Origin of the sequence: Verrucomicrobium sp. BvORR106, assembly GCF_000739655.1 — a bacterium.
Taxonomy (GTDB): domain Bacteria; phylum Verrucomicrobiota; class Verrucomicrobiia; order Verrucomicrobiales; family Verrucomicrobiaceae; genus Verrucomicrobium.
On record NZ_BATR01000185.1, the window covers coordinates 13,691 to 30,118 of the forward strand.

Annotated in this window: 10 protein-coding genes; 2 read left to right on the forward strand and 8 right to left on the reverse strand. The window is 59.2% G+C overall.

Going from position 1 to position 16,428, the window contains the following annotated elements; all coding sequences use genetic code 11:
- The first annotated feature begins 491 nt into the window (after positions 1-491).
- Positions 492-1,736, forward strand: coding sequence for an acyltransferase (locus BV106_RS33750; RefSeq protein WP_265596357.1), 1,245 nt, complete (start codon positions 492-494; stop codon positions 1,734-1,736).
- A 121-nt stretch (positions 1,737-1,857) separates the two neighbouring features.
- On the opposite strand, the gene BV106_RS33755 is transcribed toward BV106_RS33750, so the two are convergent.
- The 8 genes from BV106_RS33755 to metK all read right to left on the reverse strand — a co-directional run bounded on the left by BV106_RS33755 (position 1,858) and on the right by metK (position 15,403).
- Complete coding sequence (locus tag BV106_RS33755; RefSeq protein WP_038172433.1) at positions 1,858-3,180, reverse strand: DUF1552 domain-containing protein; 1,323 nt, start codon at positions 3,178-3,180, stop codon at positions 1,858-1,860.
- A 21-nt stretch (positions 3,181-3,201) separates the two neighbouring features.
- Positions 3,202-5,769, reverse strand: coding sequence for a DUF1592 domain-containing protein (locus tag BV106_RS33760; protein WP_038172478.1), 2,568 nt, complete (start codon positions 5,767-5,769; stop codon positions 3,202-3,204).
- 472 nt (positions 5,770-6,241) lie between these two features.
- Positions 6,242-8,452, reverse strand: a complete 2,211-nt coding sequence (locus tag BV106_RS33765) for a DEAD/DEAH box helicase (RefSeq protein WP_038172436.1) — start codon at positions 8,450-8,452, stop codon at positions 6,242-6,244.
- 11 nt (positions 8,453-8,463) lie between these two features.
- On the reverse strand, positions 8,464-9,804 hold the full coding sequence (locus tag BV106_RS33770; protein WP_038172440.1) for an ATP-binding protein: 1,341 nt from the start codon (positions 9,802-9,804) through the stop codon (positions 8,464-8,466).
- Between the two features lie 18 nt (positions 9,805-9,822).
- A complete protein-coding gene (locus BV106_RS33775; RefSeq protein WP_265596355.1) occupies positions 9,823-11,862 on the reverse strand; it encodes a TerB N-terminal domain-containing protein in 2,040 nt (679 codons plus the stop codon).
- Positions 11,863-12,260: 398 nt separating this feature from the next.
- Positions 12,261-13,679, reverse strand: a complete 1,419-nt coding sequence (ahcY, locus tag BV106_RS33780) for an adenosylhomocysteinase (RefSeq protein ID WP_038172446.1) — start codon at positions 13,677-13,679, stop codon at positions 12,261-12,263.
- 150 nt (positions 13,680-13,829) lie between these two features.
- Entirely contained in the window at positions 13,830-14,153 is a 324-nt protein-coding gene (locus BV106_RS33785; protein ID WP_038172450.1) for a four helix bundle protein, read from the reverse strand.
- Positions 14,154-14,224: 71 nt separating this feature from the next.
- The gene (gene metK, locus BV106_RS33790; RefSeq protein WP_038172453.1) at positions 14,225-15,403 is read right to left on the reverse strand and encodes a methionine adenosyltransferase; all 1,179 of its coding nucleotides are present in this window, start codon (positions 15,401-15,403) and stop codon (positions 14,225-14,227) included.
- A 61-nt stretch (positions 15,404-15,464) separates the two neighbouring features.
- On the opposite strand from metK, the gene BV106_RS33795 reads away from it, so the two are divergent.
- The gene (locus BV106_RS33795; protein ID WP_038172455.1) at positions 15,465-16,406 is read left to right on the forward strand and encodes a metalloregulator ArsR/SmtB family transcription factor; all 942 of its coding nucleotides are present in this window, start codon (positions 15,465-15,467) and stop codon (positions 16,404-16,406) included.
- The last annotated feature ends 22 nt before the right edge of the window (positions 16,407-16,428 follow it).

Sequence of the window (16,428 nt, forward strand, 5' to 3'; positions counted from 1 at the left end):
CTGTCCTGAACAATCCAGTATGGCTCCCCCTTCTCATTGGGACAGGAGGGATTTGGCTGGCACTTCTATTTGCTCAGGTATTCATCACTCCGTGGAAATGGCATTCAGTCGTCCTTCCATCCAAAAGTTTTCAGGCTGCGGGAGGGTTCGCATACAAAACAAAGTTGCCGCGAGGCGTGAACGTAAATTCATGGGGCCTTCCAAGCGTTCAGATTCACGAGGATACCCGTAGGCTCCCCCACGCAACTCACAGCGTTCGAGAAGTCGTCGAGAAAGGTGAAGGCAGATTTCGGGCAACAGAGACCCGCCTGTGGCTATCATCCATTGATGAAACCTCCCCTCTGACCAACGGGCGGACGTATCGGATGGTCGTGCCTTGGGTTCCCCACTGGCTACAGTGGATCGGAGCAGCGGCCCCCATCGCCATGGGCCTCGCCATTTTGGGAGTTTCTCCCCCCCATCGCAGGCGACTGGGGCAAATGGTCCTGCGAATGTGGGGACCCAAAGCCACAGGAGTGGCCCAGTCAACCCCGGCAGACAGACTAAGAAGACATCACCCAGGGCTGGATGGTCTAAGAGGCCTGGCGATCTTGTTGGTTCTTTTGTGTCACTTTAGCGTAATCCCTGGTGCCTCGGAGAATGATGCCTTTGTCCTGAAGATCTTCCATGGAGGTTGGTGTGGCGTAGAACTGTTCTTTGTACTATCCGGCTTTCTGATCACAGGAATTTTGATCGACTCAAAATCGGATTCACATTTTTTCCGCAACTTCTATGCGCGTCGCGCCTTGAGGATTTTCCCATTGTACTACGGGTTCCTCTTGATTTACTGCGTCGTCCTGCCTCGAATCCCCGGCCTTGGCGTCACGGCTCCCGCCGACTACATCGCGCGACCGTTTTGGTTCTGGACACATCTCTCCAATATTCCAATGGCCTTGGAGGGAGTACTGCCCAATTCCCGTCTTCCTTTCTTTTGGACCCTTGCCATAGAAGAGCAATTCTACCTCGTTTGGCCTCTCGTAGTTTGGCTTTTGAGCCGGCTTGCTTTGCGAGTCGCCTGCGTCACCCTGCTTTTGGGATGCATGTGCCTTCGCTTTTGGGTGTTAAACGAGCAGGCCTTGCACCCCTTTTCCGTATACGTCTTTGCCTTGACTCATCTTGACGGACTAGTCATGGGAGCCTTGATAGCATCCTTGGCGCGATCTCGTTGGGGGCTCGACATCCTGGCGGGCATGGGCAGGTTTGCCGGAGTGCTTGCAGTCGTCGCACTGCTTGGAGTTCTTTATCTGTCTGGATGGGACACTGACACCAACAGCCGTCCCATGCAGACGGTGGGTTTCACATTGATGGCTGTCATGTTCGCAGGCCTCCTGCTCGACGTGGTGGCACGGCCTCAAGCCCTCATGGGAAATGTTTTCAACCATTCATGGCTGCGCCTTTTCGGGCGGTACAGTTACGCAATTTACATCTATCACAACTTCATCGCAGGAGGCTGCAAGAGTTGGCTCGACGCTCACTTCCCCAGTTTGCTTCGCCCCGTCTTGGGTTCCATCTTGCCAGCCCAATTTCTTTTCACCGGCATTTGCACGGCGCTCTCGTTAGCCGCCGCCTGGGTGAGCTGGCACGTTTTTGAATCTCATTTCCTGAAGCTCAAGAAGTTTTTCAGCAACCGGACGAAAACCCTGAATGGAGTGGAGCCGAGCATCTTGATCAGCCAGACGAGTTCAGGGAATGGTTGAGCATTGTCCCCCGTAAAGAAGGGGTGTCGCAATCGATCCTCCCGAGGACGTCGTGCATCCTCTCCAAACCTTTCGGCGACAGCGCCCAATCCCTCTATCTCTCCAGGAGATAACCACTCCCCTACCCCGCCACCAGTCCCTTCATCGTTCCCGTGCTGCTCGCGAACGCCCCTTCCTCCAATCCCATGCGCTGCAACATGGAAACAAAGAGATTCGGCAGCGGATAGTTGTCCGCCCGGTCAAACACCAGGTGCTGGCCGTGCTTGAACCCACCGCCCGCAAACAGCACGGGCAGGTTCGTGGTCACGTGCGTGCTCGCATTCCCCAAGTTGCTCCCATACAGGATCATCGACTGATCCAGCAAGTTCGCCCCCTGCTCCCCAGTGCCTTTCAGGCGGGTAAAGAGCGTGTTCAAATGCCGCATGTGCTCGCGATCAATGGCCTCGAGCTGGTTGAGCTTCTTCTCTGACTTCCCGTGGTGGGAGAGGCTGTGGTAGCCATCCGTGATGTGCGCGCCTTCGATCTCCAGCGTGGGCGAGTTCACACTGTCCAGCATGAGGGTGATCAACCGCGTGCTGTCCGTCTCAAAGGCCAGCGCCGCCATGTCATACATGAGGCGAACCTTCTCCATGTACTCGGCCGGGCTGTCCGGATCCACGGGCTGCTTTTCCTTCACCACCGGCTTGGGCTTCTTCTCCCACTCGCGGGACTTCTCCAGGCGCTTTTCCAGATCACGCACCCCGGTGAAGTACTGGTCCAGCCTTTCCCGATCATGCGCACCCAGGTCCCGCTGCAGACTCTTGGCCTGACCGGCCACCGCATCCATGATGCTCTGCCCCAACGAGAGCTTGCGCTCCTGTTCCTTGATCTCCTTGGCGGTCCCCTTCAGGAACAACCGGCGATACACGTCCGCCGCGTGCTCCTCACATGGGATCAAAACGCCTGAGCCTGTCCAGGACAAGCTGCGCACCCCTTGGGACACATTCACGCCCAGGGTCAGCGAGGGAAACCGCGTGAGATGCCCCAGGCGCTCCGCCGCATACTGGTCCAGCGAGATCGTGTTGCGGAAGCCGCCACTGCCGGGATGCGGAGCCGCCGTGAGGAAACAATTGTCCGCCGGATGCCCGCCATCCACATCGGGATGCGAAACGCCGCTGAAGACCGTGAAATCATTCCGGTGCGCCTTCAGCTCTTCCAGATAGGGCGAGAGTGTGTAACCCATGCCTACGGAATCCACCGCCGGGAAGAACTTCTCCGGCAGCAGCCCCAAGTTGTTGCAGATGCCCAACATGCGACGTGGTGGCGTGGCAATGGCCGCCGCTGCCCGTGAAAACGCGGGCACCATGGCATCCAGCAAAGGCAGGGCCAGCCCCACGCCCGTGGTGCGCAAGAAGTGACGCCGCGAGACACTGCGCTGGGTGGAGACATGAACAGAAGGGTTCATCGTGAGCAGATCAGAAAAGGGTTATTTGGACTGGAAGAGTTCGGTGCCCACCAGGGCGTGAATGAGGGAGCGCACGCCGTAGCCCTCGGCAGCGGTGTCTTGCAAGATCTGTTCCACCACGGCGCGATCCCCAAACCGTACCGGAGCACCCGTACCGTACGTGATGAGCTGTGAGGTGAGGTTCCGGGCAATCTGGACCTCATCCCTCACCAGCAACGCTTTCAGCCCCCGGATGTCCTTGAAGGCGCCGCCGCCATCGGGCAACTCCCCGCTGGCATCCACATTCTGGGCCGGATGAAAGGCAAAGCGCTGCCCGTTTTTCCCATAACCCGGAGGCGACTCCCCCTCTCCCATCGCGCGGTACTGCTCACGCCAGCCCCCCATCACGTCAAAGCTCTCCAGGGCAAAACCTGCGGGATCAATCTTCGTATGGCAGAGCGCGCAGGACTGCTGCGCCCGGTGTTTCTCGAGCTGCTCGCGGATGGTATGCGCCCCGCGCGTGTCCGGCTCGATCGCCGGCACACTGGGCGGCGGGGGCGGCGGCACCTTGCCCACGATGCGCTCCATGATCCACACCCCGCGAACCACCGGGGAGGTGGTGGTGCCATTGGCCGTGACGGAGAGCACACTCGCCTGCGTCATCAAGCCACCCCGCACACTGTCCTTGGGCAAGGCCACCTTGCGCACCTTCACCCCCTCCACAAAGGGCAGTCCGTAGTGCCTGGCAAGCCGCTCATTCAGCATCGCAAAGTCAGAGTCGATCACCGTCCGGGCGGGCAGATTGCCCTTCAGCATCTCGGCAAAGAAGAGCTGCGTCTCCTGCGTGGCCGATTCGATGAGCAAGTCATCCAGATAGTAGTCCGGGTACAGTTCCGCATCCGGCGAGGTCGCCCCCATCTTGCGCAGATCCAGCCAGTAGTTCAGAAACGCCTCCACAAACCGCCGGGACTTGGGATCGTTCAGCAGCCGGTCTGTCTGCTGGTACAGGACCTTGGAATCACTCAGATCCGCCTTGAGCAGCGCTTCATCCGGACCTGAGTTCCATAGGAAATAAGCCAGACGCGAGGCCAGTGCCCTCTGATCCAGTTTCCCGGGCTTCTCCTCCAGGCAGAAGAACTTGGGAGAGCACAGCACGGCGGTGTATCCCGCGAGCATCGCATTGGCAAAGTCGAGCCCCTCCCCACGCGCCTTCTGGATGATGCCCAGGAACATCTGCACATCCTCCTCGGCGACCGGCTGGCGGTACGCGCGATCGAGGAAACGACGCAACAGACGCTCCGCATCTTGCGGATCCTTGGGCTCCACCGTGAGGGGCGACTTGGCATCCTTCCGTTTCACCGGCAGGTTTTCAAAGAGCACCTTATGTCCCGCATCCGGCCAGGAACTCAGGATCGGCCCCTCCACCTCCATCCACTTGAAGACCACCCCTGGCTGCCCGTCTTTCTCCGCCAGCGGATTCCGCGGCGCGGGAGGACGGGAGCGGAAGAGGCGCACGGCATCCCACCGGATGGTTTCCCCTTTGAGCAGATAGGCATCGATCTCGCGCTCCGTCGGCTCCACCCCGACGTCAAAGCTGCCCTGCAACCGCAACAGTCGCGGAGGCGTCTCACTGTAGATCGTGACAGGTTCGGAACGGCGGCCCTTGGAAACAACATCCAGGTTCGGCTGCCACCAGGACTTCTCAGGCCCCGGCCCCACCCACACCGCATACGCGCTGAATCGAAGCTTGTAGCGCCCCGACTTGGGTGCTTTGAACGAGCTGAACTTGAGCTCGATCGGCTCATAGCTGCTGGCCACCACGCCGATGCCTTCCTCATCTCGAACCTTGGGATCCGTCTCACCCGCTGTGGCAGGCGCTTTGCCCGCCCGCACATCCGGCTGCGGTGCATAGCCCAGCACCGGGAAGGTCGCGCGCACCGGGTTGCGATTGAACTCACTGAAAAACATCTTCTTCACCATCGACGGCTCTGAGCGGGCGTAGTAGCGCGCCGGCTTCGAAGATGGGCGCGACTGCTGATCCGCAATCACCTCCCGCAGCGCATAATCCGCCGCATTGAGATAGCGGGCCATCTGCACGTGGGAGACATCCAGCGCGTCCCCCACCTTGTTGAAGCGGTTCGCCTCACCATCCTCTGGCAGCTTGTCCCTGATCTGCAACCACGGCGCTTTCAGCAGGTCCCGTACGGTATTTTCGTACTCATACCGGTTCATGCGGCGCACCGTCGCCCGCCCGTCGGTCACAGCACGTTGAGAGTCAGACTCGATCAGCTTCGAGCCGAGCTGCCCCAGGAACCCCTTCAGTGCCGCCTCATCCGGCTGGCTCTTCCCCTTCGGCGGCATTTCCCCGGCCTCCACACGGTCAAAGACCTTCACCCACCGGGCATACGCCTTGGGATTCTTGAGATCAAACGCCAGCGCCGTCAGATCCAGGCTCCCTTTCTTCGTCTCCGCATCGTGGCAGTCAATGCAGCGGTTTTCGATCATGACCCGCACAGATTCAGGCGGAAGCGCAGCGCCAGACGCCCCACGCACAAAGGCAGCAGGAGCGACGAGAAGGGTAAGAACAGGGAGGACGAATCGGCAGGACATGGAGCGGATGGCCAGAAGGTAACGGAGCGAAAACTGGCCCTCTGGCAGGGAATTCAGCGAGATGAATGCGCGCTCATCTGGTATGACAAGCTCGGGAAATAGAGTTTGGAGCAGCGAAGAAGCTCCACCAAACCCTCCCAATTGCCCGCAGCAGGGTTGGAGTACCGTCCCGCATGCGGGACGGCTCACTGTCCGGAGCGCGAGAATGCCTTCATCCAACTCGTGAGTTCAGGCGCCTCAATTATCACGCTCCCGAGTACTTGTTCGCGTTCCAATACGCCGCCTAAAGGCGGTACTCCAACCCTGTTTCCGACCCTTCATCAACTTAGAACATCCACCTCGCTGCTCCAACTTCCCCCCAACTCCAGCAGCGCCACACCAACTCCAGAGTCCTGAGAACCTCCGCGCCGTGGTTGGAGTTCCGCCTTTAGGCGGGTCAGTCACCAATACAAACCCTCGCGATTACGACACCTTACCTCGAACCACCCAGCATCCGCCCGGCAGCCTGCCGTGCTCCAGGAAGATCCAAGACCTCTCTGGCATAGGCTTCCTGCAGTAGAGGAACCGCCACGTACTCATCAAATCGATCCCTCAAAAGCTCCACACCTCCCTCCAGCAGCATCTCTTCAGTGAATCCGCCATCAGCGATTCTTTGGCAATGTTCCTTGAGCCCATCGACAGACAGCTTGGCGTAACTCAAACTGAAATCCTGCCTGCCAACCTTCAGCCCATCTATTTTTGCACAAAGCTCAAGCGTCAGCAGTACTCTCGTACCGGACCAGGGCAGCCAGTGAACCTCGTGGAGATCGGCCTTGAAATCGCAATCCGTCAACCGGGCTTCTTTGAAGCACTGCCGGGCCTGGACCAGCATTTGCGAGGCACCTTCATGAAGGTACGGAATTTCACCTTCCCCAGCCAGGGTCTCGCGCATCTTTGCCATGACGACAGCATGAATAAGCCCCCCTCCACCCAGAAAGCGCGGCGGCTTCCAGCCCAGCGCAGGCACTACTAAAACACGTCGCTGCTCTCGGGATATTTGCATGACTTTCCAACGCCTTCCTGCCAGGAGCATAAATTCCCCTTCTGCAGGGATGCTCTGTAGCGGCAGCACACCGATGGCGGATCCATCCCACTCCACAGAGTACTCAATGCGACTGGCGAACGCGGCATAGAAGTCACGACTCTCTACAATGCGCTCCCCAGCGGGCGCGAGAATCAGCTCTCCTGAAGGCACCTGCTCGATGAGTTGATGAGAGGCCATCCCCTTCAACAACTGATACAACCGGTTTCGATCAATCCGGCGAAAGGCGCCTCGTAAGCAAAGTCGATCATGCAGCACAGTTGCCAAAGCACCCCCCGTCTGCTTCAGAATGCTAAACACCTGATGAATCGCCGTGCTGAAGTGAAAGCGGTCTAGCTCCGGCGGCTCAAGCCACCCCTCCCGGTACAGTTCAATCATCGCCGCGCTCCGGACGAGATTCGGGAAAAGCCTCTCTTCCAGGTGGGATCGATGGTCCAAAGGAAGGTCCAGCGTGTAAAGGCGGAGGATCTGGGGCTGCCCCTCCTCCCGCCCCGAACGTCCCAGACGCTGCACCATCGACGACACCGTCCAAGGGGGCCCCACCTGACCCACAGCCCTGACAGCTCCGATGTCGATGCCCATTTCCAAGGTGCTCGTGCACAAGGCGGTCACAGGCCTGCCGCTCTTTAGTTTCACCTCCGCGTCCTCCCTGATCTCTTTGCTCAGCGATCCATGATGCAAAAGAAAAGGATTGTGAGGCCAGGACTCCTCCTTCTCCATTTGGTGAAGCTTGTCTGCCAGCAACTCTGAATCGCGACGGCTGTTACAAAAAACAAGATTGGTATCCGTCATGAAGCGACGGGCGAGGTCCGCCGCCACCTGGTTGAGCCCTCCAGTCCGCACGAGGGGAGCAGCAAGCTCTTTCTGCTCTGCATCTTCATCCGCAGACTCTTCATGCACCGATTCATAGTATGCCCTGAGCCCCACGTGCTTTTCTTTGGCCTGGCTTGCATCTTGCAAAAGCAGCACTTGACTGGGATCATCGGGATTCAGGAACCCCTTGGCCGAACCAAAGTCACCCAGCGTCGCTGACAGGCCAACAAGCCTTGGCCTGACGCCCGCCGCCACCTCCAATCTGGCCAGCAGACTGCGCAGATGGATTCCCCGCACATTATCCAGAAATGCATGCAGTTCATCAATGACAACAAAACCAAGGCGGCTGTAGAGGCCTGGCAGATCGCGGTCCATATTTACAAACTGACTCTCCAAAGACTCAGGCGTGATGAGCAACACCCCGCCCGGTTCTCTGCGCAGCCTGGCCTTGTGCGAGGCTCCCACGTCACCATGCCAACGGTGCACGGGAATTTCCGCCAGTTCGCACAGCCTCTCCAGCCGCATAAACTGATCATTGATCAGCGCTTTCAGGGGACTGATGTAGAGAGCTCGTACGCTTCCATGAGGTTCATCGGCCATTTCAGACAGGATCGGCAGGAAGGCCGCTTCCGTTTTACCACTGGCCGTGCTCGCCGCCAGAATCAGGTCCGCCTTGCTCTCGTGGACCGCCCGGATCGAGTTCTTTTGCAAAGGACGCAGCGAACTCCACCCCTCCCGGAAAATGGCTTCCTGGATTTTCCGATGGAGCTTGGCGAATGCTTCGTCCATGACCAGTGAGGCTAGATCTTGAAGACGTCATCATCCAAATCCGCAGGAGGAGCCACTCCATTGGCCACCTCTTCTTCAGCGGACATGGGTGTGGCGGGCTTTTGCAGCCCCTTCCCGATCAATAGCAGATCCTGCCAGCTCTTGTCCGGATTCTGATCCAGAAGGTTCAAGGTGCCTACGAAGTAGCGAATCACGTCCCGCGGTGTTCGGAAAAACTCCGCACCCAACACGTCATTCGCACGATGCAGAGTGGCCTCAATCCCCTCCGGGGACACCGCCACCTTCGCAGGGTCACCCGAGGCGTGCACCAGTGCAACGTTATGCAGCAGGACGTAGAGATCCTCTGGCGTCAGTGGCTTCAACCGAACGACCGGGCCCGCGAGGTCCAACAGGCCATGCTCGCCCGCAAGAGCGTTCTCCGCCAGTCGACTGCGCAAGGCTTCATAGCTAAACAGGCCTCGTCGCTTGTCCTCGAGGCACTCGTCTGTTCCGGCAAAGATGAAGCCAAGTCCGCGCACATTCCCCTGGAAGCAGTCGTTGATGAGTGTGAGAAGCGCCTCGTAGTTGGCCTGCCTGGCCCGGGAGTTGGGCAACCGGTGAGAAAGGACGACCATCTCATCCAGATTACAGACGAGGCCCGCGAAGCCTGCCTTCCGCACAAACGCCGCCATCAACTTCAGGCTGTCATAGAAGTTCTCGTCATCAATGATCCTGCGCACGCCCAGATCCTGCTTCGCCTCGGTCTTCGTGGTGTACTCACCCCTCAGCCAGCGCAATGCCGCAGCCTTAAGAGCATCATTGCCGTCGGTGTGGCCTCGATAGTAGGCCCGGACCGCCTCGGCGAACTCAAACCCGCCCACCAGATTCTGCAGGTCTGAAAGATCAGCCATGATCCGCCTCTCCACATCCGCTGGGGTGCCTCCCGCGGGCAGCACTTTCTGCTGCACCTCAGTGATCCAAGCCGCCAGCACGGAAGGCAGGGCCCCACCATCAGGCTGGGCACGCGTCGCCATGTTGCGGATCAGCTCACTATAGAGCGCCCGTGATTCTCCACCAGAGGCATGGAGCCGCCTCTCCATGCTGAAGTCCGCCTGGGCGACCACGAGCTTCTTCTGCAGCGCCAGCGAGCGGACAAGGTTCAGGAAAAAACTCTTCCCGCTGCCAAACCGGCCCACCACGATACGAAAGGAGGATCCGTCATCCGCCACCCGCTCCAGATCCGACAGCAGGGCCGAGACCTCGGCCTTCCTGCCCACCTGGATGAGATGAAGCCCCTGCTTGGGCACCAACCCCGCTTGAAGTGACTGGAGAACGGCATCCCGTTCCCGGCGTCTGATAGGTAGCGTAGACATGTTAGATAGATTGAGGGATTAAGCGGCGGATTGGAGCGGGATGGAGCGCGATATGCGCAAATGAGGCGGCAGCAGATCAAGGTAGACGCGGACAACGTCTGAGCGCTCCAACAGGAAGTCTCCAAGACACTCATCCGACCAGGAGTTGACCGCACTCAGAAGGTCATCCGGCATGAGCAAATGCTTGCTGGCGATCCGCTCAAACACTTCACACGGCACCTCTTCCTGCCGGACCAGCTCACCGAGTGCTCCACGATAACGGCGATCCAATGTGAGCATCCACCCCTCATCTACGCGAACGCCTGCTTGGGCAGCAGGACTATGAGGAATCGCGCTTTTTTCCTCGACCATAGCCGCGGAGGACTCCTCTTCACTCATCACCTCTGCAAGCATGGTGATCACCTCATGCGTCTCCTTCTTGAGCGCCTCGAGGCGATCCCTGTCCAGCTTCAATCCGGGCACAACTTGATTTGAACCAGCTTGCCGCGGAGGTATCGCCTCTCCAGCATCAGCAATGCCTGATGGAGGAACAACCACCACTTCTGAAAAGGCTTTATCTTTGCCGAGCAATTCGTCCAGCGTGCCCTCGGGAAGGGTCAGCAGTTTTTGGATGCGCCGCAGGACTTTGATCTCATCCGGCCCTATTTCGCCATCGGTGGCAGCCGTGTGCACCAGCCCGCGAAATACGTGACTGCGACTGCGGAGAGGAATGCTTCTTGCGATCTGAGGCAGAGCGCGCACCGCCAGATTGTAGTCGCGCCGCAACACAGCCTGCGTGGCCCGGAGGTGCTTCCAATCCCGCTCGGAGCGCAACTCATGCCCCACGTGACTTTCGAAGAGCTCGACTTCACGATCCGTCACGACGCCGTCGGCCGCAGCAAGCGCCGTGGCCAAAAACAGCAGACGGACGACGGCAGGGATCTGCGGCTCTGGCACCTCCCAGTGCCCCCTCGGATAGATGGCCACCTCCTGATCCCAAGAGAGCGCCACGCTGACAAAAGCAGGATTGGGAGTCATGAACCAACCCACCGCGGCCAGTGATTCACCCAGCTTTGAAAGTTGTCCCACCGTGAGCTTGTCCCGCATGGGGATCTCGTGAATCGCAGCAATGTCGCCGACTGGCACCACAGGAAAGCTGTTCTCTGTCGGAGCTTCCGCCAGAAGTTCATTCATGGCCAAACGGACAGGGTGCTCATCCAAGTCCTGCAACGCTCCCGGCAACGCCTTCCAGGCAGCAACGGCGGCGGTGATGCCCTGTTTCTTGGAGCCCCTGGCCCGGCTAAATCCAGAAAGGTCCTGAACACAGGAGTTCCAGATCTCGGGCAGTTTCTTAAACTGTCGGCGCAACCCCAGCACGTTTGGAAAACGCCACTCCAATTGAGACAGACGTCTCTGCTGGATTGCCAGCTGCAACACCGCAGGGTTCGCAGGCTGGCAGGCCATCACCGCCTCCTGCTTTGCAGCCTGGAGCACGATGCCACCCGGATGCTGCTCCTCGAAGCGCTGATGAAACAACTCCCAGAACTGCTCGCGCACCCGGGAGGTGACCGTGCTCCTCCGGGAGTTTTCATCAATGAGCGCCACCCGATACGCCACGGTCCAGTGCAGCGGCTCTCCCAGCTCATACAGATTTGCCAGGACCATCCTCATCCCATCGGCATCCGGCCTGTCACCATCGACCTGTAGGAGGTCAGGCCAGATGGAACGGTAGAACGGAGCGCCCAGTCTCCATCCCCCCACGTGCAGCAGTTGCAGAAAATAGCTGCGAAGTGGGCAGGAAGCATCCGTGACCCCGTAGCGGTGCATCAGCCGCATCACCTCATCCAAGATCGCCGGATCCGGGTCACCATCGATCAATATCCTTCTCTCCAACCCATAGAAGGCGAGCAGGACGTAACCCAGAGCCCGATCGGCCGGGTCCGCATCGTCCCGACCAGCCGCAATCCACTCAAGGTAGGCACGTCGCTGCCCAGGAGTGAGCTGTTCGTAGCTTGGGTGTTCACTCAGCTCCAGTGCCGATGGATCAGCCCTGCGAGAAACCTTGAGTTCCGTGTTCACCGCGGAGGGGTCCCCCGGCCAGGGCACAGCTCCTGCGTTGGAGTAAAAAAAGCCTGCACGGAATGTCAGACTCTCAAAGCTCACTGGTTGAGCAGGAGTGTTCCAAGTGAGGTTACCTTGTGAAGATTGCATGGACTGGTTGGCGACGGTTCCTGCGTTCGGGATCCAGACTTTCGCCCGGAATCTTACGGTAGCAGTTGCAAATTTTTGGCATCTGTCACCCGAAACCTTTGTCCATAGATCCGCTTTCCTTCCTCCAAAGGGTTACACACACTCTTGAAGACCACCGAGGGATAGAGCGTAAGCCCCCAGCACAGCTCACAAAAAAACGCGCCCCCCTTGCGGAGGGCGCGTTTGAATTCTCGCATTTAGGCTTCACGCCCGAATCACCCGCTTACTTAGTAGCGGTAGTGGTCGGTCTTGTACGGGCCGTCGACGGGCACGCCGATGTAGTCGGCCTGTTCCTGGCTGAGGACGGTGAGTTTCACACCGATCTTGCCGAGGTGGAGGCGGGCCACTTCTTCGTCGAGCTTCTTGGGAAGCACGGTCACGCCGATGGGGCGGGAGTCCTTGGTTTCCCAGAGTTCGATCTGAGCCAGCGTCTGGTTGGTGAAGCTGTTGCTCATGACGAAGCTCGGGTGGCCGGTGGCGCAGCCGAGGTTCACGAGGCGGCCTTCTGCCAGCATGTAGATGCTGTTGCCAGCGGGGAAGGTGTACTTGTCCACCTGGGGCTTGATGTTGAGCTTCTGGATGCCCGCGAGCTTCTCAAGCTTGTCCACCTGGATCTCGTTGTCGAAGTGGCCGATGTTACAAACAATAGCCTGGTCCTTCATCTTCTCCATGTGCTCCACACGGATGATGTCCTTGTTGCCCGTGGTGGTGACGTAGATGTCGCCGGTGCCGAGGGTGTCCTCGATCGGCATCACGCGATAGCCTTCCATGGCGGCCTGAAGGGCACACACAGGGTCGATTTCCGTCACGATGACCTGGGCGCCCATGCCACGCAGAGCAGCGGCACAGCCCTTGCCCACATCGCCGTAACCGCAGACGACGCCGACCTTGCCGGCGATCATCACATCCGTGGCACGCTTGATGCCGTCCAGCAGGGACTCACGGCAGCCGTAGAGGTTGTCGAACTTGGACTTCGTGACGCTGTCGTTCACGTTGATGGCGGGGAAGAGCAGCTTGCCAGCTTTCGCCATTTCATAGAGGCGGTGCACACCCGTGGTGGTCTCTTCGGACACACCCTTCAGCTCCTTGACGATCTCGTGGAAGATGCCGGGCTGTTCCGCAGCGATCTGCTTGAGCAGAGCCTTGATGACGGACACTTCATGGTTGTCGGAAGGAGTATCGACCCAAGTGTCGCCGTTCTCCATTTCATAACCCTTGTGGATGAGGAGGGTCACGTCGCCACCGTCATCAACGATGAGCTGCGGGCCTTTGCCGCCGGGGAACACGATGGCCTTCCAGGTGCACCACCAATATTCCTCAAGCGTCTCACCCTTCCAGGCGAAAACAGGAGTGCCGGAAGCCGCGATCGCTGCCGCCGCGTGGTCCTGGGTGGAGAAGATGTTGCAGGAAGCCCAGCGCACATCAGCGCCCAGTTCCTTCAGCGTTTCAATCAGAACGCCGGTCTGGATGGTCATGTGCAGGGAGCCCGTGATGCGAACGCCTTCAAGAGGCTTCTTCGGGCCGTACTTCTCACGCGTGGCCATCAGGCCCGGCATTTCGTACTGGGCAATGTCCAGTTCCTTGCGGCCAAACTCGGCCTCAGCGATGTCTCTAACTTTGTAATCTTCGGTAGCGCGGTTGCTCATGGTGGTAGTGGTAATTGGTGGTTTTGGGGTGGTGGTTCGTTGAAATAGCTTGCGGGTGCAGACACAAGACTGGAAGACTCAAGACACAAGAGTGAGGGCTCCCATCATGGACAAAGCGGCTGTCGCCGGCCCTAATGTCTTCATCAGTCCTTAAATCATAGATCCAACCTCTTTGGATTCTTTGATAAGCGGATTGGCGACTTTTGGCTCGATGAGGCCGGCCTTCAATCCGAGGTAAAGTTGCGTCCGAAGCTCCGCCGCAGAGCCTTTGGCAATAGCCAGGAAGCGGCGAAACTCTTTGTCACCCTCGCGTTCTGCGCCTTCAGCAATGTTCGAAGCGATGGAGATCGCAGAACGCGCCATCTGATCCCGAAGTGCATACAACTTCAAGGTGTCCGCAAGCTGGAGCACGGCAACGCCCAGACGGGCGCTCCGCTTCCACACTTCCAGCTCCTCAAAGTTATGATGCGACATTCGTGATCAGGTCTTGCGTCTTGAAGTCTTGCGTCTTGTGTCCTGGGTGAACCCGCCTTGGAGTGTTGGTCTTATTTACCAACTGCTTTCTTCAAGGCATCCACCTTGTCCGTCCGCTCCCACGTTAGGTCAGCATCGTCTTTGCCGAAGTGGCCGTAGTTGGTGGACTTGGAGTAGATGGGGCGGAGGAGGTTGAGCTGCTTGACGATGTCAGCGGGCTTGAAGGAGAAGACCTTGTTGATGGCAGCGAGGATGACGTCGTCGCTCTTGGTGCCGGTGCCGAAGGTGTCCACGTGCACGCTCACGGGGTGCGGGTGACCGATGGCGTAGGCGAACTGGATCTCGCACTTGTCAGCGAGACCGGCGGCCACAACGTTCTTGGCCACCCAGCGGCCCATGTAAGCGGCGCTGCGATCCACCTTGGAGGGGTCCTTGCCGGAGAAGGCGCCACCACCGTGACGACCCATGCCGCCGTAGGTGTCCACGATGATCTTGCGGCCGGTCAGGCCGGTGTCACCCTGCGGGCCACCCACCACGAACTTGCCCGTGGGGTTGATGAGGTACTCGGTGTCCTTGGTGAGCATGTTCTTCGGCAGCACCTTCTTGACCACCTTCTCGATGCAGAACTTCTCGATCTCAGCGTGATCCACGTCAGCCGCGTGTTGCGTGGAAATAACCACGTTCACGATGCGGGTGGGCTTGCCGTCCACGTACTCCACGGAGACCTGGCTCTTCGCGTCAGGGCGCAGCCACTTGGCGGCCTTGCCAGCCTTGCGGATCGCGGTGAGCTCACGGCCGAGGCGGTGGGCGTACATGATGGGAGCTGGCATGAGCTCAGGGGTCTCATTGCAAGCGTAGCCGAACATCAGGCCCTGGTCGCCGGCGCCCTGCTCTGCCGTCTTCTTGCCCTTGGCCTTCTTGGCGTCCACGCCCTGGGCGATGTCCGGGGACTGGGCGGTGATGATGTTCATCACGAACACCTGGTCAGCATGGAACACGTCGTCGCTGTTCACATAGCCGATCTCGCGGATCGCATCGCGCACGATCTGCACGTAGTCGAGCTTGGCCTTGGTGGTGATCTCACCGCCGACAATGGCGATGTTGCTCTTCACATAGGTCTCGCAGGCCACACGGCTGTTTTTGTCCTGGGCAAGGCACGCGTCCAGAACGGCATCAGAGATGGTGTCAGCAACCTTGTCGGGATGGCCTTCACCGACGGATTCGGAGGAGAAGATATAGGAGTTCGGCATGGATCAGATTTCAGTTCGTATTTACAAATGATGATGCGTTGATACGTTACTCCCTCCCTTCGTGTCGTCAATTCTCAAATCCTTCGCCCTCCTCTCCGATGCCACCCGCGTGCGCATCCTGGCGCTCCTGCGTCATGAGGAGCTCTCCGTGGCGGAGTTGCAGGAGATCCTGGCCCTGGGCCAGAGCAACATCTCCGCCCAGCTGGCACGACTGAAAACCGCCGGATTCGTCACCGACCGCCGCTCGGGCAAGAACCGCCTGTACCAGCTCCAACCTCCCCGCCCCAAGGACCAGGAGACGCACGACCACCTCCTGGCGCTGCTGGACGCCGCCACGCAGGAGTTGCATGAGGCGAAGCACGATCTCACGGCCCTGAAGCTGGTCCGGCGGAAACGTGCCAACACGGCACGCTCCTATTTCGACGCACTTGCGGGCAAGTTCGGCCGTCAGTACATCCCCGGTCGTTCCTGGAAGGCCTTGGGCGAGACCCTGTTGCACTTTGTCCCCCCACTGGTCATTGCCGATCTGGGTGCGGGAGAAGGCGTGGTCTCCCAGATGCTGGCCCAACATGCGAAGCAGGTCATCGCCGTGGACAACTCCGAGAAGATGGTGGCCTACGGGGCCAGTCTCGCCCAGGAACACGGCTTCGCCAATCTGGACTACCGTCTGGGGGACATTGAGGACCCTCCCATTGCCGATGGCACGGTGGACGTGGCCCTGTTTAGCCAGGCCCTACATCACGCCAGCCGTCCGGAGCAGGCGCTTGCAGCCGCGAGGCGCATTCTCAAGCCCGGTGGACGCGTCATTGTGCTGGACTTGCTCCGCCATAGCTTCGAAAAGGCCCGCCTGCTTTACGCCGACGTCTGGCTGGGGTTCTCCGAAGTGGAGATCCACGAAATGCTGGAGCGCGCCGGCTTCGAAAAGATCGAGATCCGCCTGGTGGATCGTGAACCCAAAAGCCCCCATTTTCAGACGCTCTTGGCCGTGGCATTGAAGCCTTGAAGTCTTGACGCCGATCAACAAA